At 47.1% G+C, this 21,865-nt stretch carries 10 protein-coding genes; all 10 read right to left on the bottom strand.

Annotated features, from left to right (window positions below):
- Positions 1–50: 50 nt before the first annotated feature.
- Entirely contained in the window at positions 51–779 is a 729-nt protein-coding gene (locus J2T14_RS20600) for a response regulator (protein WP_307473867.1), read from the bottom strand.
- A gap of 7 nt (positions 780–786) precedes the next feature.
- Positions 787–1,947, bottom strand: coding sequence for a sensor histidine kinase (locus J2T14_RS20595; RefSeq protein ID WP_307204859.1), 1,161 nt, complete (start codon positions 1,945–1,947; stop codon positions 787–789).
- An 81-nt stretch (positions 1,948–2,028) separates the two neighbouring features.
- Positions 2,029–4,746: a stalk domain-containing protein gene (locus tag J2T14_RS20590; protein ID WP_307473711.1), complete on the bottom strand. Its 2,718-nt coding sequence runs from the start codon at positions 4,744–4,746 to the stop codon at positions 2,029–2,031.
- A 209-nt stretch (positions 4,747–4,955) separates the two neighbouring features.
- Complete coding sequence (locus tag J2T14_RS20585) at positions 4,956–9,317, bottom strand: Ig-like domain-containing protein (RefSeq protein WP_307473709.1); 4,362 nt, start codon at positions 9,315–9,317, stop codon at positions 4,956–4,958.
- Positions 9,318–9,468: 151 nt separating this feature from the next.
- Positions 9,469–10,683 (bottom strand): methionine adenosyltransferase, encoded by a 1,215-nt coding sequence (gene metK, locus J2T14_RS20580; protein WP_307473707.1) that lies wholly within the window; start codon positions 10,681–10,683, stop codon positions 9,469–9,471.
- A gap of 165 nt (positions 10,684–10,848) precedes the next feature.
- A complete protein-coding gene (locus tag J2T14_RS20575) occupies positions 10,849–11,124 on the bottom strand; it encodes an alpha/beta-type small acid-soluble spore protein (RefSeq protein WP_307473705.1) in 276 nt (91 codons plus the stop codon).
- A 113-nt stretch (positions 11,125–11,237) separates the two neighbouring features.
- Positions 11,238–11,729 (bottom strand): hypothetical protein, encoded by a 492-nt coding sequence (locus J2T14_RS20570; RefSeq protein WP_307473703.1) that lies wholly within the window; start codon positions 11,727–11,729, stop codon positions 11,238–11,240.
- Positions 11,730–11,839: 110 nt separating this feature from the next.
- Positions 11,840–14,341 (bottom strand): hypothetical protein, encoded by a 2,502-nt coding sequence (locus J2T14_RS20565; protein ID WP_307473701.1) that lies wholly within the window; start codon positions 14,339–14,341, stop codon positions 11,840–11,842.
- Between the two features lie 206 nt (positions 14,342–14,547).
- On the bottom strand, positions 14,548–17,019 hold the full coding sequence (locus J2T14_RS20560; RefSeq protein ID WP_307473699.1) for an S-layer homology domain-containing protein: 2,472 nt from the start codon (positions 17,017–17,019) through the stop codon (positions 14,548–14,550).
- A 507-nt stretch (positions 17,020–17,526) separates the two neighbouring features.
- Positions 17,527–21,675, bottom strand: coding sequence for an S-layer homology domain-containing protein (locus J2T14_RS20555; RefSeq protein WP_307473696.1), 4,149 nt, complete (start codon positions 21,673–21,675; stop codon positions 17,527–17,529).
- Positions 21,676–21,865 lie beyond the last annotated feature (190 nt).

Raw genomic sequence — 21,865 nt, 5'->3', positions numbered from 1 at the left:
AACTATTGCAACCTTCTTCAAAAAAAAGCAAAAAAAGACCGGGGCTTTACCTACAACGTAACCCAGCCGTACTTAATCGATTGAATAACCGCCTGCGTGCGATCATCAACCTCCATTTTTTGCAAAATGCTGCTGACATGGTTTTTAACCGTTTTCTCGCTAATAAACAAAAATTCGCCGATGTTCTTGTTGCTCTTGCCCTCGGCCATCAAACGCAGTACTTCAGCCTCGCGGCGAGTTAGCGGGCTTTCGTCGACAGCGTGGTACTTGACGCCCTGCTCTTGAGCCGCAGCCGCACCAGATACGATACCCATCTCGTCGAGGTAAGTCATGCGGCGAAGCTGGTTAATGAGCTTACCCGTCACCTTCGGATGGATATAAGCATAGCCTTGCACTACGGAACGGATCGCATTAATGAGGGACTCGGCCTCCATATCCTTCAGCAGATAACCGGTTGCGCCTTTGCGAAGCGTTTCGAATACATAGCTCTCGTCATCGTGAATGGATAAAATAATGACCTTTACGTCAGGGAACATCTCCTTAAGCCGCTCTGTCGTCACAACGCCGTTCTCGATCGGCATGTTAATGTCCATCAGCACGATTTCGGGCAGCGTATGATTGCAAAATTCCATGACTTGAATGCCGTCTCCGCACTCGCCGATCACTTCCAAATCATCTTCCATATTCAGAATTCGTTTCAATCCTTCGCGAAACAGCTGATGATCGTCTGCAAGTAATATTTTGATTTTACGGGCCGGACTGCTCGGTACTTGATTCATCATTATACTACTCCTTTCTGTTCTCGGCAGTTATTGGGATATGAATTATAATCTTCGTTCCTTGTCCAGGATTTGAGTCTATATCCATCCTTCCTTCGATCAATTCCACGCGCTCTCTCATCCCGATCAGTCCGAAATGGGAGTTTCGGCTCGCTCCGAGTTCGATTAGATCGCTCTTGAAGCCGATTCCGTTATCGTGAATAATGATTGTAATCAAATGCGGCTCATAGCTCACGTCAAGCAAGACACGCGAAGCGTTGGCATGCTTCAAAGCATTCGTGAAAGCCTCCTGCACGAGCCTGTAGATGGCCGCTTCCATGGCAGACGGCATACGAATCTCCTTGCCGGAGAGCTCGAATACAGTATGTATTTTAGATTTATCTTCAAAATCCTGCACGAACTTTCGCAGCGTTGGCACCAATCCAAGATCGTCGAGCGCCATTGGCCGGAGATTGAAAATGATTTTGCGAATTTCTTCGAGACCGGAACGAACCTGTCCCTTCAAATCTTCTAATTCTACATGCACCATCTCGAATTCCTGCTTGATGAGCATACGCTCGGCAATTTCTGTCCGGAGTACGATATTGGCAAGCGATTGAGCCGGACCGTCGTGAATTTCTCTGGCGATGCGCTTCCGCTCTTCCTCTTGCGCCAAAATAATCTTAAGCCCCAGCAACTGCCTTGTCTTCGCCGATTCCAAAATACGCGTAACCTGATTAAGATCGCCGGCCAAATACTCCAGCACGACATTGATTTGCGATGCGATCATCTCCGCCCGTTCAATCGAATTCTCTACATTGCGAACACGCTTCTGCAGATCATCCCGTCTAGCCTTCAGGTAGGATTCCTTCTCGCGATAGACCATGAGGTCAAGCTGGATTTGCGTTGCTTTCTCATAAGCCGATTTAATGTCCTCTTCCTTATATCGGACGAAATCCCGGCTTACTTCAGTCAGTCGAATACGCGCGCGCCGGTAATCCTGCTCAAGCCGATCGACTTTCTCGATCGTCTTGACCGTTTCCTCAAGCACAAGCTCCAGCTCCTGCTCGAGCGCCTCCAGCTCCGAACGCGCGGATTCGCATATTTCATAGATTTGATATTTGCTGTCTTCCATAACTTGAATCGCGTTTTTGATGACTCTGTTAATGTCGACTGTCAAATGATCCACGATCGATCGGCAACCTTTCTATGGTAATCCTGATCCAACTCTATTCTATCATACCACAGAATGAGTGCCGACCGTCCATTGCTATTGAATGGTAATCTTCTTCACCTTAGCGTCATAACCGACGGTGAACCCGAGCTTCTCCGAGAAAAGACGCACCGGAATCAGCGTTCGGTTATTGCGAATAATTGGAGCAACCTCCGATTGCTGGCGAACGCCGTTCAACACGTAACCCTTCTCGCCGATGACCATCTCGAGCAGCTTGGTGCCGCGCAACACGCCGACCTTGTTCAGCTTGCCGTTAACGAACAGCTGACCGCCGAGCGCATCCGTTACGAAACGGAGCGGTACGTATGTCGTGCCATTCAACTGAATCGGTGCAGCATCCAGCTTAAGCGCTTTGCCGTTCAACGTTGCATTCGCGCTGCCTACGATCATTTCCACCTTGGACGCCGTATCGACAGTAACTTCAGGCGCATAATTCAGTTTCATATTATCAAAACCAACAATGCCTGCAACAGCTTTGCCGGCTTGCGTGCTATCTAACGTTACTGCATAGATGCGCTTCAGCTTCACCGGATACTTCATGCCGTGCGACGATAGATTCACGTTAATCGTCTTCCAGCCGCTCCAATCGAGCTGCTTCGCCACGTCCGCGAAATGAACTTTGCCATCTGCGTCAACCAACTCTGCCCTTACCCAGTTTTTGCTCTGGTCGCTGTATACGTCGAGCGAAAGCGATGAAGGACTGCCGGGCAGCGATACGCCGTTCGAATTGAACGCTGCATAGGATGCTTTCGTACCTGTACCGTTCGTAAAATCATAGGTCAGCTTAAGCGCTTTGGCCGAAGTCTGCCCAGGCAGATCGGTTGCAAGGCTAACGCTGCCCAATGCTTCATTCGGTGTCACTTGGGACGAGATCGGATAAGCCGTTTTCTCGAAATCCTCGAAAGCTTTGACCGTTTCGCCTTGCGCGAACGGAATCATCGCCGGGAAGCCGTCGTAACGTCCGATCGCGTAACCGGTCTTCACGCCTGCCTTAACCGAGTTAACCGTCAAGGTATCTCCGGACATCGTTCCGTTAAAGCCGATAAATTCCCATGTGAGAGAATCGCCGCTGAGCTTGTATGTCCTGCCGTTCTTAAGCTTCACCGTAACGGGCACCGAGAGCGTCGAACCTGGCGACAGCATGCCTGCAGCCGTATTTAACGAGATCGAAGCAATCTGATCTTGTCCGATGACTTCCATCGTATATTGCGCTGATACGTCGCCAGTCTTGACGCTGATCGTCGTTTTGCCGACTTTGGTCGCCGTAAACGTATTGCCGCTGAATGTGCCTACCGCAGGGTTAGCGCTCCATGAAGCTTGCGTCGCATCTACCTTGATGGGGTTAAAGTACGTGTCATAGCCGTTCAAGGCGAAGTTTGTCTTCTGCCCTAGGAAAACGATGTTCGAACCGGTTACGGTTATTCCCTTCAGCTTGCCTTCCGGTGCGCTTGTGAATACGCCGATGCCGTTCGATACGCTGCGCTGCGTCGTTCCGGTCTGCGTGGAATGGGACAGCGTTAGCGAGTTAGTGCCAAGCGGACGTTCGACCATCGTCGTCGAGCCGCCGCCGTCCAGGTTCACGCCTTTGTATACGCCTAGCTGGACCATAACCTGCTGCAGCTCCTTCAAGCTAAGGCCGGTGCTGCTGCCGTATTTCTCGCTTGTTATCAAATAAACTTTCGTGCCGTCCTTGGAGTAGCCGACCCCGGACCTGGACGTGTAGGAAGAACCGCTTACCCCCACTACGTCGCGGGAGAAAGCCGATGCCGCTCCGCCGTCTACAAGCAGCGTATGTCCGCCGATCAGCATTTCGAAGCTCGCCGGATCAACCTCCGCTCCCGTCGCAGACGAGATAAGCGAATAGTCTGCCGTAATGGTTTGTCCAACCTGCAAATGCTCTTTCACGAACTTTGCCGCTTTGCCGTGAGTACGCAATATGTATCCGTCAACGGGCGCTTGACCCGTTACCGGTAGATCGATCGAGATTTGTTCAATGATGCCGTTCCGCACGAGTACCTCTGTCGGCGTTGCTCCCGTATTCTTCGGGCGCTCTGCACCGTTCCAAGCGCTTGTATAGATATGCATCGCATCGACATGACTATATTTCTGGCCGCCGAACTCCGGTCCGTAAGCGGACTGGTTCAAGCCGTCGAGAGCGAATGTCGAGCCGTCGGCTGCCGTAACGAGTCCATCGAATGTATAGTTGTCAATGGAAGGCTTGCGGTCCTTCGACACGCCGAATGCATACATCCCTATGAGCTTGGATGGACTGGATTCGAATGCTCCGCTCGTAATTTGGACGCCCATAGGCGCGCCCTCGTTCGACATCACGAACACATCCGCATTGATTCCCGCTACCGCGCCGCTCTCCTTCGTCATATTCGATATGGAATTACGCGTGCCAACCGTATGGTTTTTTCCGCTCATCGTATTTAGAGACACATAAGGATTCGTTAGATCGACCTCGATAACATGCACCTCGGAGGTTACCGCTCTGCCGTTTCTGGTAGCCGTCCACAAATAGTCCATGCGCTTCGCGCCTGCCGTCACGTATCCTTGGCTCGTCAGCTTCAGCGTTGGAGCTGTTGCCTTTGCCATTGCGACGTCCGCCGCCTCTGCGATCGAAGCGTTCCAGCTTCCAGGCAATAGCGATACGACCGGTTGCGATAATAGCGTTCCGCCTAGCGCGATGATAATTATTTTTTTACTTAAGCTCTCCGTCCGCTTCCACCCTTTGTTCCTTGCCCTACCCATTTTGTTAACAACTCTCCCATCTCATAATCTATCTAATATAGACTACTAGAGTTGCACAAAAGTTACGCATGATAAAAGACTGCTATCACATTTTGGAAACTGAAAGATATACCCTATGAGAGGTTAAGTCATGGTAAAAGAGGCAAACCCTGCTCCTCGTGATTGTCTTGCTCTCACGTTTTGCTAGATTTGCCTCTTCTTCCTGACTGTTATGGTGTAATGAAGTCCAAATGCTCCAGCAACCGCATAATTAAAGCAGCGCCTTCCGCCCTAGTCGCATTCGTGAGCGGACTCATTGTTGTCGTCGTTTTACCGTACATGATGCCCGAGTATACGGCCTTGGCAACGTCCGCCTGTGCGTAGGTGCCAATCTTGCCTTTGTCTGCGAACGTCGACAGATACGTCGAGGTTGAGGATGGCAGCGTGATTGCAGTACCGCCAACCGTAGCCGCTCTAATCATCATAACCGCCATATCCTGGCGCGTGATCGGGCTGTTCGGCTTAAAGGTGCCGTCCGTGTTGCCGAAAATAATCCCCGCCTCAGTCGCAGCTCCGATATAAGCGCCCATCGTTGTATTCGAAGTTACGTCTTTGAACTTCGCGGCAGCCGTTTTATTGCCGGTCAGTCCAAGACCTTTGGCGATATAGGTCGCAAATTCTCCGCGCGTGATGTTAGCTTGGGGCTCGAACTTCGTCGTCGTTCTGCCTTCGATAATATATTTGCGAACAAGCGTATTAATTGAATCGGCAGCCCAATGGTTGGCCACATCGGAGTATGTCTTCGAGCTTTGCACGAGTGCATAAGCGCTATTGCCCTTACGCATGAATGCAGCTGTCGTCTTGCCGCCCGCTGTTAAGAACGTAGTCGGCACATAGGAGATAGCGCCTGCCTGCTCGTCATACCAGACAACAGCCGCATTGCTGTTCGGCACGCTAGCGTACGTTTCGATCGTGCGTTTCACGTATCCTTTGAAGCCAGCTATCGGCTTAACAATCGAACCGCTTGCCGCCGTAACATCAAAGTGTACCGGTCCTGCGATCATTTGTCCGCCCGTTGTTCCTATCACCGATGTGAGATTCGTCGTTAACGACGAAGATACTCTATCGATCTTGATAAGCAGGTTGCCTACTGATCCGCCGGCATTGAGCGAAGCCGCAATCGCATAGTAATCAAGCGCTGCTAGTGGAATTTCGTAGCTGATATCGCCATAGATGACTTTGAAAATAGACGCCGGACCTGACCGATACGCACTGTCTAATGCGCTGAGCGGTACGGAGACGATAGCCGCGCTCTCCGTACTTGGTACAGTGAATACGACCTTAGGAGACGCTACGCCAGCCGTTCTAGCAGTCTGATACGCTTGGCTGATTTTATCCTGCGGCAGTGTATATCGATTCGCCGACATTCCTGCGGGCGAGGTATCGATAGCGGACGTTACGGTAGAACTCTTGATGCCGATTCCGCCGTCTACCGATTCGAAGTCGCCTGAAAGCGTATCGAGCAACGTCGTCTGATTGGCTACATTTACATTTTCGAAACCGTCAAGCGTAACCCCTTTCGATGTTTGCAGCCCTAATCCGTTAGAATAATAACTCAATGTCATGGCATCGCCAATCCCCGGGGGAGCAGACAAGGTCAGCTTTACTGCCGTTTCGCTAATCGTTACGAGCGACACCGGCGACAGGGCGCCTTTCACTTTAACCGTAAATTGAATGGTTGACGGTACAAAGTTGCTATTTAATGATTCGTTGAATGTCAGCGTTACTGTCGTTCCTTTGGCTACCGCTCCAAGCAATCCGCTCTTCGCATCGCCCGATTCTGCCGTAACTTGCGTGAAGGCAGGTGCTTGATTGTCAGCTAGATCCATAAGAGCGATACCGCTTTGCGAGTAGGAGACCTTGACCGATTGTCCGCTGTTAACCGCTGTGCTAAGTGCCAACGTAACAATGTCGCCTACTACGCTAACACTAGTAACCGTTCTTGGAACATTGTCAACCAGCACGCTGTATTGTCCTGCTGTCGGCTTCATTGCTGGATTAAGGCTCTCGTCATACTTGATGGCGACGAGAAGATTGTTAGCCGTTATCGTCTCTACCTTAGGTGCGGTCCTATCCGTTCCGCTGGTGGCCGAGACATTCGTAAAGGCTGCAACATTATTGCCGGACGAATCTCGAATTGGATACGAGCCCGGAGAGTAACTCACTCTGACACTCTGCGATCCGGTGATGACCGTATTGACCGTCAATACAACAACACTGCCATTGCCTGATATTGCAATCGGGTAGTAAACAGTGCCGCCAATCGAAACGCTGAATTGCAAGTATGCATTCGTGCTTGGCGCAATCAAATTTTTGCTAAAGGAAAGCGTAACGCTGCTTCCCGATGCCGTAATACCAAGCAGCTTTGGAATGGTGGTATCAGATACTAGCGATACGTCCATATTCACGATGCTTGCTGCCGGGTTCTCTGATAGATCCTGAATTAACCCAAGAGGGGTTCCTCTCGTATACGACAGTTTAACCTGTTGTCCACTTAGAATCGGGTTTGAAAGAATCAGGACAACCGTGGTACTGTTTACCTGCACCGAGTTCACTGGACGGAATGCCCCGTTCACCGTAATGTAGAAGCTACCCGGCAGCGGTTTTACATTCGTGTTTAGCTCTTCATTATATGTCAATATAACGGAGCTATCGTTCGCCTCGACTTTGCTGATGACAGGAGGCGTAAGATCTGTTCCGATTGTTTTGAACGCCCATTGGTATTCATTTTGAATGCCCACATAATAATTACCTGCTACGTCCGTGATGACATTCGGATCGATATTTATATAATAACTTGTTGTTCTGGTTAAAAAGTTGTCAGGCTTGATGATTAATTTTTTTTCGTTAGTGCTATCTACCGTTAAAGTACCATTAATTGAAGTTCCCGTACCAACACCGAAAATGGTGGCTTTTGCTGTACCAGCCAAATACTCGTCGCTAAGGGCGATGCCTTCGTTGAACGTCATCGTGAACTCGGCATTCTCTTTAACGGCAATTGCGTTATTGGCGGGCGACTGTGCGATTGCGATCGGTTTAATCGTGTCGCTTGTAACGGTAAACGTCCATCCCGCACTCGTTGTAATACCGCCATAATAATTGCCCGCAGCATCGCGGAATGCAGTATTACCAACGACAACGTAATACTTTGTATTGTTGACGAACGGTTTCTTGACCTCACCATTGTATGCTTTGTTCGGGTCGATCGTAACCGTGTTCGTCCCCCCGCCTGTTACAAGATCCGATGTGACCGGGATCGAGCGGAACAATGCCCCTGTGCCTGACACTCTGATTTCGATATTTCCGCTGCTAGGCAGTACATTTTCGTTAAAAAACATCTGAAGCTTCGTATTTACGTTCGCAGCTGTAGCTCTATTTGCAGGCGATAAAGTTGTAATCGTCGGCGCGGTAGAATCCTTTGTCGTGAAGTTCCACACGCTAGCGTTCGTAATGCCTGTGAAATAATCGCTTGTTCCGGCAATTTCATATGCACCGGAGTCGATGACAACATAATACGACGTATTTGGACGAAGCGCCGGACTCGGCGTAATCGTTACTGTATTATCCGCCACCACTGTATTTGTCGCTCTTATGCTTTGAAAGGTTTCATTCGTACCTACAACCTTAATATGAATATATTTATTGCTAACTGCTGACACTGCTGTATTGAAGGTTGCGATTAGCTTCGTATTCGTTTCGGCGTTGGCGGCGTCGTCTGCCGGAAAGAAAGGTGCGGCGATTTTCACCGGAGAATCCATCGTCGTGAAATCCCAGTTGGTGCCGCTGTATGCATTACCCCATTCATCTTGGAACAACCCGCTGCCGATCGTCACCTTGTAGGAGCGATTCGGCTGCAGAGCAACAGACGGTGTAATCGTAATCGTGCTGGTTCCGCTCCCCCGGACTGCGCTGGACGTTACAGGAATGTTTTGGCTGTCATCGCCGGAAACAACGGTTATGTTCCCGCTCGTTGCGAATACCGGCTTACTGAAATTGAGCGTGATAGCCGTATTCGTTGAGATGCCAGTTCCTTGAGGGGCATGGGAGTCCAAGTTAAGCGGTATGGTATCGCTATTCTCGATCGTTTTGAAGTTCCAAGCATCCGCTGCCTGTATGCCTGCATAACCGGCACCATTCGATTCATTGACGAAAGCGCCCGCGGTAATTAACACATAATAGTTCGTATTAAGGTCAAAATCCTTTTGCGGATCAATCGTAACTTCGCTCTTATTTGCCAAGATCCTCACGCGGCTGCTTGTAACGCTAAGGCTTTCAAATGACGTATTAGTAGAGGCTTCGTATATGGTAATTGTATTTGCGCTTGAGCCTTTCGCTATATTCTCGTCGAAAATGATTTTAAGTACAGCTCCCGGTGCGACATTCGTTAAATTGTCGGCTGGGGACAGGCTTAGCGCCATCGGCCCTGCCGCTGCTGCCGATGCATAATGCGCCTGCGGTGACCAGCCAGTAAGACCGATTTGCAGCATTAATACGACAGCGATGAACAAAGACAACTTGCTGGTTCGTTTCATTTCCATTCACTCCTCAAAAATTACAGTCGTATCTTATTTGTCGGTTTTTCAGCATGAAAAATTTAGTTTATTCGTTTTTTAAACGAAGACTACGCAAATAAGGCTGCTCTTCCTAATCAGGAAGAACAGCCTCTTTTCGATTTATTAATGCTTATACGCCGCTAGCTGCGCCAGCTTCTGCTTTCAGCTTATCCGCTTTATCGACGCGCTCCCAAGGGAGATCGACGTCCGTACGGCCGAAGTGCCCGTATGCAGCCGTTTGGGCGTAGATAGGACGACGCAGATCAAGCATCTTGATGATGCCTGCCGGACGAAGGTCGAAGTTGTTGTTGATCAGCTCGACGAGCTTCTCTTCTTCAATTTTGCCTGTGCCGTACGTATCGACGTTAATCGATACCGGCTTCGCCACGCCAATCGCGTATGCCAATTGAATTTCGCATTTGTCCGCAAGGCCGGCAGCGACGATGTTCTTCGCTACGTAACGTGCGGCATAAGCTGCCGAACGGTCAACCTTTGTAGGATCCTTGCCGGAGAACGCACCGCCGCCGTGGCGAGCGTAGCCGCCATACGTATCAACGATGATTTTGCGGCCTGTAAGACCGGCATCGCCTTGAGGTCCGCCGATAACAAAGCGGCCTGTAGGGTTGATGAAATATTTTGTTTCTTGGTCAAGCCATTCCACTGGAACAACTGGTTTGATGACTTGCTCAAGAATATCCTTTTGGATTTGCTCAAGCGTAATTTCTTCCGCATGCTGCGTCGATACAACGATCGTATCTACACGAACCGGTTTGCCATCGGCGTACTCGATCGTTACTTGCGTTTTACCGTCTGGACGAAGGTAATCAAGCGTACCGTTCTTCCGTACTTCCGACAGGCGGCGTGCGATCCGGTGCGACAGAGCGATCGGAAGCGGCATAAGCTCGGGCGTCTCATTTGTCGCAAAACCGAACATCAAGCCTTGATCGCCCGCTCCGATGTCTTCGTTCTCTTGCTTCATATCCTTGCCGTCACGCGTTTCAAGCGCGGCGTTAACGCCTTGCGCAATGTCAGCCGATTGCTCGTTGAGCGAAGTAAGAACCGCGCAAGTGCTGGAGTCGAAGCCATACTTCGCGCGCGTATAACCAATTTCCTTAATCGTACGGCGTGCGATTGCCGAAATATCGACATAATCCGCACTGCTGCTGATCTCGCCAATAACAAGCACAAGACCTGTTGCTACAGAAACTTCACAAGCGACACGCGCATATGGATCTGCTTCCAGGAATGCATCCAAGACAGCGTCAGATATTTGATCGCAAATTTTATCGGGATGGCCTTCCGTAACTGATTCCGATGTGAACAAGTGGCGTCCTTTAACCGACATCCGTATCAACCTCCTACAACCTTAGTATGGAATAAGAGCTAACTTTCTACACAAAAAATGAACCTTTTCCGCGAAGGAAAAGGTTGTTAGACAACTCTTCTAAAACAGTATGATACCGAAAATGTCGCTTACTGTCAATGGACGCCCCATTTATTTCCAAGGGGATTACTGGTAGTTTCCAAGCACCTGTTCCGCTTGTGCGATAAGGCGCTTCGTAATCTCGCCGCCGACAGAGCCCGCTTCTCGCGTCGTCAAGTTCGACCATTGTACGCTTCCGCCGCTCACGCCAGACTGGCCTCCCAGTTCACCGGCAAATTCGGTATCTTGACCTATTCCTGCATAGCCTCCGGACGTGAGACCAAATTCGGCAGCAATTTCATACTTCATTTGATTAAGGGCAGCTTTGCTATTCGGCACTACTACTTTATTCGAACGACTCATTGCGGTGACACCTCCAAGTAATGTAGGAACAATTCTATTGTGTGCCGTTCCTTGCCGCTTAAAGCGTATAACCTATTGTCAGTTCGGGGAAAATGTAGTATCTGTACCATTCGTTATTGCAATGTGTAGCTGCCTCTTACCAATACCGTGAGCCCGTTGTTCTGAGCGGGGTCAGGATGAATGCCACGGCCTTCACGCGGGAAAATCAGCAAGTGGTTAGTCGGAACGGCCGCGCCCTTCTTAAGCTCCGTCCCGTCCGTAAGATCGGCAACGCCATTCGTATCAACGCTGTATGCGAGTGCCTTGCCTACGCGGACAATAACCTCGGTGCCAGCGCCGGCCATTAATGTTTTGCCCGCAGGAACGGCTACAACCTCAAGCGTAGCACTTGCTCCTGTTCCGCCTGTGTTTCCTGTACCGCCGCCTCCATTAATCTTAGCCAACTGCTCGTCAACATAACTCTTCGTCACGACAGGGTCTTCAACAGAGCCTGGCGTGGGCGTATTTGATTCCGCCTCAAGCGGCGAGACGAAGCTCACGCCGATCCATACGCCTGCTCCAATGAGTACACATGCAATAAGAACTCGCAAAACCTTTTGTTTCACTTGGCAGTCCCCTCTCAAATCTATGATCTCTTAATAAGATACTAGATTTGAGTAGGATAAACCAGTTTTTTGTTTCCACTCTAGCATCTCTATTGATTTGTTATTCATGTTTAAGTTGTTGTAAACCATTTTACTTTTTTCGTTGCAATGAGCATTTTAGCTCCCTCGAAAACGTCGTAGATGTTAACAGTGTACGTATCAAGGTTATTTATTTTGTTTAAAATGTTTGCATCATTGAATACAACCGACAGTTGGTTGTTTTTCCCTTCTTCAAGCACAGTAAGTGTGTTGTCATCGGATTTTTTTAGTCCAAACGTTTTAGAATAAGTCGTATTGCCGCTGCCGCCGTTAAGCTCTATTACGATCTTATGCTCGCCAGCTACAAAATCATAATCATCGCCTATCTCGAGATCGTAATCGAGATCGAATTGAATACCGTCCGAATCGCCTTCTCCGGAGTAAGCTAGCTGTGTACTTAAGTTCGTAAGAGTTAATTTGTAACCACCGAATGTAATATCCAGCAAATCTGTCTTTACTGCAGATCCTGATTCGTCCGTTAGCTTGTACGCTACAGGCTTCAATATAACCGACGATTTCACTTCTCCAACCGATGTATCAACAGTTTTGCCGATTATAAGAGATGAGCCGAGTCTATTGAAATTCTTCGAGACTTTTGCCCATGCAGATATAAGCACAGTTCCGTCCGGTGTCACTCTTTCCGAGAACTTTACGAATTCTACGGGGATTGTAAAGCCTGTTACGTCCTGTAGATAACCACTGATGTTTGCTATCGCAGCATAACGTTGTTCCTTATTGGTCACGGCGAATTCACTGTAAAAATAAGTATCCGTAGTGTTATCATAGAATCTAGTCGTGAGCAGCTTAATATCCGCTTTGCTTCCAGCGTTGTTAATGGTATAGCTCTGGTCCTTCGTTTGTGTAGGGATCGTGGTTATTGTTTGTGCTCCGAATTGATACAGCTTTTTCGCCTTGTCTGTCGTTGTAGCAGGTAGTTCGGTCAATACGAACGAAACATTATTGATCTGTGAAGTATATGGAATTTTCACATGTACATATTTGGTTACCATTGCGTTAGGTTCAATGTACAGCTCGCTATCTAATGTAGAGACTTGATGGTCCTCTGAAATTTGGACGCCGTTTAACAGGAAGTAACCACTTAAGTTTGGTGTTTTCTTAGCGGCTTTGCTGGTATTTGTGATAGTAATCTCTGCCATCAGCGTATCCTTTTCAGAAGTTGGCAGACGGTGAATCGTGTTTAATTTCACTTGGTAACCATCATCATAACTATACGTGCTTCCCCCGGTTGCTACTCCACCATCTTTATTCACTTTATAGCTTGCTACAACGTATCCAGTATTGGTTTCTGTTACGCCCGAACGAACAACGAGCTGCGATGTGTTCAGATTCACTGAAGCAGGAATGTCTCCACTCATTGTGATTGTCTTCTTGATCTTAGGCAGTAAGGATAGGGCAGTGCCTTCATTCGAGTAAGCAAGAGGATAAACAACTCCACTAGCAGTGACGAGAGAGAAATTCAGATTTGGCACATTTGTGAAAGATGCCCCAATATTCTCGAGATCATAATCCATTTCGATCTTCAAGCTGCTATCGTCGTTTTCACTAGTGGTTACGAATCCTACGCTGCTATTAACTGTAACGCCGTTTAAGTAAACGGTCTTTACCTTGCCGATTTCTACTGCCGCTGCCGGCGTTACTTTCGGCATGTCAAATACGCCTATCGGAATGCTAGAAGTCGTCCCGCCTTCATTAGGTGATGCTACAATTAAGGCGAACTTTTTACCCTTCATAGCAAGTGGCAGAGTAGAACTTAGCGTAACGATCTTACGTTCTTTTGGTTGAATCGTAAGATTGGCTAAAGACGTTGTATCCACATTATATGTTGCCAATCCTTCCGATTGTGCAAACAGCTTCATGTTAGCTACATTAACGCTTTGAAGACCAGAATTTTCGAGCAAGAAGCTCATCGTTACATACACATTGTTTTTATCGCTTGTTACCATATATTGCTTAAGAGCGCCACGCACGGTCCCACTATTAAAGAGCATCGCTTTTGCCTTGAAAGCGGCTACTTTGTCTGTTGAGCCCTCTGGAAAGCTAAGTTTGCCGAGTAGTCTTTCATAATTGCTTGTAGAAAAGTCCCATTTGATGATATTGAACGCGAGGTCGGATAGTTTTGTGTTGATATTAACGACTGCATAATACGTAATATTTACCGTCGTATTAGGGGCAACGGTTGCTTTCGTTTTGTCAGCCTCAGTTACTTTCGATATGTAGCGGCTGCCTGATTTTGTGACTAAGCGAATATAATAGTCCTGTAAATTGATGGTAGTATTGCCGCTATTCTTAATTGTAACCGTATACGCGAATACTTTGCCTTGTTCCTGCATCAGGAATTGGCCATCATGAACAGAAATCGTACTTGTTGCATTAAGTTTGACACTTTGACTCGTTATCGATGCTGCCTCAGCGATTTCTACTACCTTCAAAGGCGCTAGAGGTATAGCCGATTGCGCCAGCAATGCATACGTGGCCACAGTAGCTGCACCGATCTTTATCCACCTTGTATTCACAAATCATTCCTCCTCGAACTTATTAATGGTATAGACGCTACCAGCCGTATAGAAGTTGCTGTTTTGTCCATAATAATTAATAGTATATCGGATCTTTATGAACCATGGATGAACGAGAACAAAAAAAGAGGCTGTGCCTCTTCATCGCAGAGCGATTCAAAGGACAGCCTCTTTCCTTAGTAAAATTAAATTAATTCAATTTAATCTTAAACTACTTTAACAGTTACAACGAAGAGTGTACCAGCAACGTTGATTGTCAATGTTGCCGTTTTGCCTGCTGCATCAGCACCAGCAGTCCAAGTAGTTACGTCAACAATGGAAGCATTCGATGTAAATGCTTGAACTTGAGCTTCTGCTACAAGGATTTTGTCGCCATATTGATCGTAACCAACAAACGCAGCGCCATTAGCATCAGTACCGAACAATGCTGTGAATACATCAGCACCTTCAGCAACTGTTACCGCATTTTTAGCTTGAACTACTTTATTCAGACCTACAGCTGTATCAACAACTGTGAATTTGATTGTAGTTACTTTAGCGTTGTTTACTTGTACTACAACATTTTCAGTGCCAACAGCTTGAGCAGATACAACGTCAACGTTTGTATCGACTGCGCTGTCGCCAGCAGTACTTGCTTCAACAAGCTGAACATCGGATGTTGGAACAGTATCGATGTAGTTGCCGTTTACGTCTTTCACGTATACGGATACTGCTACGCTACCAGGGTGGCTGGAAAGCGATGTTCCAGGAGTGAGATCCAAAGTAGTGTCGGACACAACTGCAGCATAACCTGCAAATGCACCAGCTTCTACAAGGGACAACGCAACGGATTTCTTAACGCCGTTCAATTCAACAGTCAGGTTAGCAGTACCTTTAGTGGCACCTGGTACAAGTGTGTACTCAAGTTTTTTGTCGCCAGCTACTACTACTTCGGAATCAGATACGTTACCGGATACCAATGGCTTGGAAAGACCTGCAACAACATCATCTTTGTTAATTGTGAAATTAACAACAGAGTTTGCAGCCAGTTCGAATTCTTCATTGTATTGGTCAAGGAATTTAACCGTCAACGTTTGGTTGATGCCGGAATCTTTAACCAGCTTGGAGTTAGGAAGCTCAAGAGCCAAAGAAGTCAATTTAGCGTCTTCTTTAACTGTTACTGTAACCGTTTTGGAAACTGTTTTACCGTTGAAAGTTGCTTGGACAAGAATCGTAGCAGTACCAGCTTTAACGCCGAATACTGTGTTGATGCTGTCATCAACTACAGCAACTGTAGGGTTTTGCGATCTGATAGTTACATCAGCAGCAACATTGTTGCCGTCTTTGTCTTCAACATCAACAAACAAAATTCTTGTATCCGATTTTTCCAACGAAAGATCTTCTTTCGCGAAAGTTCCATCGAAGCTTACGGATTTGATTGTTGTTGCAGTAGCCAAAGTTTTGTTAACAGTGATAATTTGGTTGCCTGTTTCGATCGAAGTAGCTTCGCCATCTTCGTTAAGCAGGATTACGTTAACAACAGAGTACTCCGATTTAGTAGCATCGTTGTTATCAGTGTAAAGATCTTCGTCAACTACACCTGGGTTCGAAGTTTCAACCAAGATATCGGAAGTCAAATCGAAATCAGCAGTGATATCATTGCCAGCAGCGTTTTTGATTACAACTGGAACATAAGTGTCGTCAGCTACAGTTGTTTGACCAAATGCGATGCTAGCAGCTGCTGTTTCAGCGTATTTGAACTCAGTCGATGTGGAAGCAAGTACCAGGTTGTTTTTAGCGGAAGTTACGCCATCAGCAACCAATACATACGTTTTCTCAGGATCGAAACCATCGATTGTTTTTACTGTTACAGTTTTGCCGTCAACAGCTACGCTGTCAACAACGTTGATGTTGTATACATCGTCTTTAACGTGTACGGAGAAGTTGTTAGCTACTGCCGTGCCAACTTCAACGTTGAACGTTGCAACTACAGTTTTGGAGTTAGTTGCTTTAACCGACTCGACTGTGATTGCGGATGGAACTTGAAGTGCAACATATGCAGTGTAAGTAGCAGTTACAAGCAGTTCGCGAAGTGCAGGAACTGTGTAGTCAGCTTGTGCTGGGATGATACCGTTAGTAACAGCTGTTGCTACATAACCTTTAGCCCAGTCAGCTACTTTACCTTCAACAGCTACGCCTTCTTTAAGCGTGTAACCAAGTTTAGTCAAAGCGTCAACAGCCAGTTTAGCCAGCTCTTGAATTGTTACTTCCGCTTTAGGAGCGAATGTACCGTTGCCAAGACCAGCGATGATTCCAAGGTTGGCTGCAAAGTCAACATAAGCTTTAGCCCAGTGTCCAGCAGGAACGTCCGTGAAACCAGCGTCAGGGGAAGTTACTCCCGCTTTGTAACCAGCAAGCTTAGCGATAATTACCGCAGCTTGTGCGCGTGTCATTGTTTCGTCCAAGTGTGCTTCACCATCAGTGAAACCTGTGAAGACGCCAGCTTTCACCAGCTCATCGTATTTTGCAGTTGTTGTTGGCTCTTCAGCTGCGAATGCTACCGATGCGAACATCGAGAACACCATCGCAATTGCTACGAGCAAAGATAAACTTTTTTTCATAACCTTTTTTTCTCCTCCTCTAAATACCTTCGGTTGTTGAGAGTGTTGATTGAATAATAGATTGCTCGATTCCCTCATTGCCGTTTCACCCCCTTCCCAGAGTAGAGCATTAATTTCGTATAAATGATGTCTGCGGGCATGCTTAACCCTTATGTATGACATGTCGCAGAAACTTGTAAACAATAAGTAAAAGAATGCTAGAGTCAGCGTACCACTATAACATTATACAATGGGCTACCCTTACCGTAAAGAGGAAGTTGAGAATTCATTCCAAATAACTTCCTATTCGCAAAGTGAGTCTGGTAAGTTCCAGACATACGTCGTTCAATTTTGTAACGACATATAATTAAACGTAAGGTTTTGAAAAAAGTTGCGCTTCAGCCTAAAAAGTTTTTATGTACAATACCGTAGGACTCGCCTACTCCCTGGTACTTTGCTAGTATAGCTTGTTTTAGGCACCAGCGTCGATGCTTAAGTTTTTCCATGGATAATGTTTCACGATTCTCATAATGCCGCTTTTTCAATTGCAATAATAACGGCCGCAGGCATAGTCTGCGGCCGTTTCTTGCCATACTGTACTAGCTTTTAATTGATTTTAGGAAGCTTCTTTAGATCGGAAAGAATTTTTGCAGTGATAATCGCTGCATCCGAACGGAGCAGGTTCGATCTTGGCTCGAATACATTCCCGGCCTTTGGATTGCTTGCATCGACAGGGGACCCTACGATAAAGCCTTTCTTAGCCACTGCTACGACAGCTGCTTGAGCGTAATAGTTCACGTCTCCGCTGTCCTTGAAGACCTTATCCAAATCCTTCTTGATCTTTGTTGCATCGGTACCAAGTTTCAGATCGAGCGCTCTGGCAATAATAACCGCCGCTTCCTGACGAGTCAGATTAACGTTCGGCTGGTATGTCTGAGGTCCGGTGCCTCGAATGATACCTTCACGGGCTGCCGTCTCAATATAACGATAATCCCACAAAGCGTCAGGATTTATAATAGAAGGAACATCGTTAAAATGCGGTTTGCTCAGCTCGTAGTTAAGCGGGATATCAAGAGCCTTCACCATCATGCGGGCAAACTCGCCGCGCGATACATAAATATCCGTTCCGAACTCATCATAGCCCGCAGCATTCATAACGCCTTTAGCATAAATAGCTTCAAGGAAATTACGCGCATACGGATGAGATGTCACGTCTTCGAATGCATAAACCATTTTGCCAACGACATAATAGCCGAATTTATTGAACGGAACGGTAATCGTGTTTTTCTTCACGTCTACCACGCCGCCGATATTTTCCCAATATTTCACTTTCACGTCATATCGGTAAACGGTAATAATCGTACCGACGCTATCCTTCATATTCGGATCGAAGGTAAGAGTAAGCTGACCTGTCTTGGACGTAATCAATTCCCTGTCGTCCGGACGGTCGTCGTAGGTCGGAACTTTCGTTCCGTTCGTGCCTTTGGCTCCCGGGAATTGATAAGGATCCACACCCATTGTTAATGGGTCATAGGACGAGGAGTTCGGATCGTCGGCTAAACCCGCATCAATCCAGTAAACAGGGCTTGCTTTCGTAAACCTCGTCGGGTAAGAAAGACGGAATCTTGTTCCAAAGCTTTCAAGCGTAATATCGTACCCGGGCGGCTTTTCTTCCAGCTCCCGACGGTCAACAACACCGTCTTCGCCGTTAGCAATCGAGAACAACAAATTGTGACCCGTGAATACTTGGTTTTTCAAATCAGAAGGTACGTTGAAGTCGCTTCGGATCAAGGACGTGTTAGCAGGGAATTTAAGGCTAACTGCGCCTTCGAACACTTTATGCGAATTTTTCATTGTTTCCAAGTACTGAGCACCTGGAATGTTTGTTGGTCGGTACGTAATTTCGAAGCTGCTGTCAACCTCGTCATCAGCACGGACAATCGTAAACTCGATTTCGTTTTTGCCTACTTTGAGTTTATCGAGGTAAGCCCGGTACGTATTCAAATACGTTTGTTCCACTGTAGATGGATTATTGTCCGAATCGAATTCGATTTTTTCGGCTTTGATTTTATTGATCGTTACCGACTCCGTGCCGACTGGCGCATCGATAATAACCTCCAAGAAGTTTTGGTTAACGATGCCTTTGGCCGGCAAGATCGGACGTACAATCGTGTACGGCATAGAAGTAGGGTCTACTTCCAGGCGATAGCTTGCTCTTGGTCCTGTTAGACCGTTGTTATAAGCCACAAAGTTATAAACACTGGAGCTGCCATCGGCATTCAGCTTCTGGTTGCTCAGAATGAAGGAGAAGCTCTGCGTTGCGATATCGTATCGCACAGTCAAGTTCTCTACCGGCCTCGTCGAATTGACGATACCGATCTGAGCGTTGTTTGCCAAACTATTGACAACATAGAACTCATTCGTCAAATCCCATAGGATTGGTGCAGCTAATGAACTGCCTTCGATCTTTAGGATGTAATTATCAGGATCCGTAAGATCCGCGCTTGTAGACATTTGTTGAATTTTATTCTGGTAATCTACGATATTTGTACTTTTGCCAAAATCAATAAAGTCGAACGTTCCGAATATGTTCATCGAGGCTTCCGTGGTATTAAAAATCGAACCGCGCTGCGGGAACTTCGGATCATTCGCCAGCGGCTCGTCATAATTGCTGCTGTACGGAAAAATACCAAGTGCCGTATCTACAGGAATGACCGGTAGATTAGTCGGAACAATATAGACCTTCAACGTTTTTTCGTAAGCATTTTTGGAGCCTTGGAAAACGAATTTAATTTCATTCTCGCCGCTAAAGAGCGCAGAGAATGCACGGGTGCGTTCGGCCGCGTCGTAGATTTGGAACTTCGTCAAATCGGTTCCAACCGGAGCCAATCGGATCGGTGTATTGTTGATGTAGAAAAACACCGTCTGCGGCCCGGTAGTCAGATCATAGCGAATCTCGGACGTATTGTTAATATTATTGATCTGACCTTTGAAGTCGCTAAGCGCCTCGGTAACAACCTTGGAAATCCGATCGCCAGCCAAAAGGTTTGTGTCATCGTAAATCAACATATTGTCAAAGATCGTTTCGTAGCTCGTGAAAGGACCGAAGAGCATCGTGAACTGAACCGACTTTTTAACCCCGTCAACATCTAGCTCGATCGTTTGCGTGCCTTCGAACGGGAGTTTTTTGAATACGATAACTTCTCGCTTGAAGAGTTTCGATACACCGTTAATGTCGCGGTATACATACTTGGAGCTCAACTGTTCCGAAAGATTCTCGAAATTCACGCTACCCGCATTCGTTATATAGGCTGATGGAGCGCTGACTCCCGTTACGCTCCTCGCACCAGTAACCGTTGCTACTTCAGCCGGCGAAGTCGATACAGTAGGATTAGCAATCAATACCTCCATAGCAAATGGGATACTGAATAAATTGACGCCATCAAGCGCCGAACCGGTTAAATTCTCGAAAGGCTTGTCTTTCGAATATCCGGTCAAATAGTTAATTTGCTCAATATAAGACTCGTTCGCGTCGCGAAGGGAGAAAGTCATCGAACCTGTACCTTCGTTGTAAGGCAAGCTTTGCGCTCTTTTCTTCTCGTTGACCGCTGTTAGCTTTAGAATATATTGGTCGTTGAACACAGGTACTCCGTCTGTAAACGTGCTTAACGGAGTATTAAATTCATAAACAAAGAATGCATCATTATTCTGACCTACTGGCAATGTAGGGCTGTTAGTATATACAGATCGCGTTACCGTTGATCCCGAATGAGTGGAGGAGGATGAGATCTGGATTTGCGTATTCGGATTCGGATGCGGCTCTAGAATGCCATCGGCAGGAACGTCATCGTCCTTCAAGTAGTTCGGTACAATGACTTTACCTGTAACTCTAACATTAGAGGGAGTCGTTGCCGAGAAATTCGGGTTATACTCCAATGCAGCCGTATTCGTTACTGCCGGCGTGCCGACCGTTTCTTGTAAGTTCACATCATAAAACGTTACGCTGCCGTTGTAGAAGGCAATTTCGCGTGTCGTCTCGATTGTCTGATCGGCATTTTTAACACTTATTGTAACTAAGTTTTTGCCTTGCTGCAGGTTAATCGGTGATGCTGCAAACTGGTAATCGTTAGAGCTGCTGACGTTGTACGTCTTGCTGCTGTTGTTCGTAATGACGGTTACGGACTGTGCGTTTGGTGCGAAACCTGTAAGGCTGATATCGGCCGACGTCTTGCCTGTCGAGTTCGTGGAATGTACAACTGTCGTGCCGTTCTCTTCGACTGTGAAGCGGTTGCCATCGAGTTGGGCAACTAGATCATAGAAAACAGGTGCGTTGTGGTAGTTGATATAGATGGAGTTGGTGACTTCCCCGCCGCCTTGTACACCACGGAATGTAATGCGGTTGAGACCCGGGAAAAGCTCGATATTGTATACTTGAATGTTAAATCCGTTGATGTAGATATTGCTCGTCACGTTCTCGCGCTTAGAACCGATCTGGTCATCCGCGGGATCATTGTTACCTTTGTTATTGATGATTTGGACGACATCGTAGGAAACCGTCGATCCATTGACGTTGCTAATCGAGCCTGTCAGTGTTACGCGCGGCTCAGTCGTAATGCGCGGTGCAGTCGATACGTCGGATTCGTTGGTAAAACTAAAGCTTCCCGTCGCAGCAGATACGTCATTGCCGCTATACGGCGGCAGTACCTGGAGGACGAGGGCCAGCATGATCAAGACTGCTGTAATTTTTTTTAACACGATAAGCCTCCTCCACTTCTGTCCTTTAAAGTTAGATGTAACGTATATATCGGACAGAGCGCGGCCAAAGTTTAGGTTAAACATGAATTTCCAAATATGACAAGTCAGAGTAGTGCGATTTGCCGGAGATGCTGATGCTATAGGGAAGTGTTGATGTATAGTACTAGAAATTAATACTATTCGTCTGATT

This window comes from Paenibacillus harenae, from assembly GCF_030812415.1.
GTDB lineage: Bacteria > Bacillota > Bacilli > Paenibacillales > Paenibacillaceae > Pristimantibacillus > Pristimantibacillus harenae_A.
Note: the sequence above shows the minus strand (reverse complement) of the source record. Positions and strands in the feature narration are given on the sequence as shown.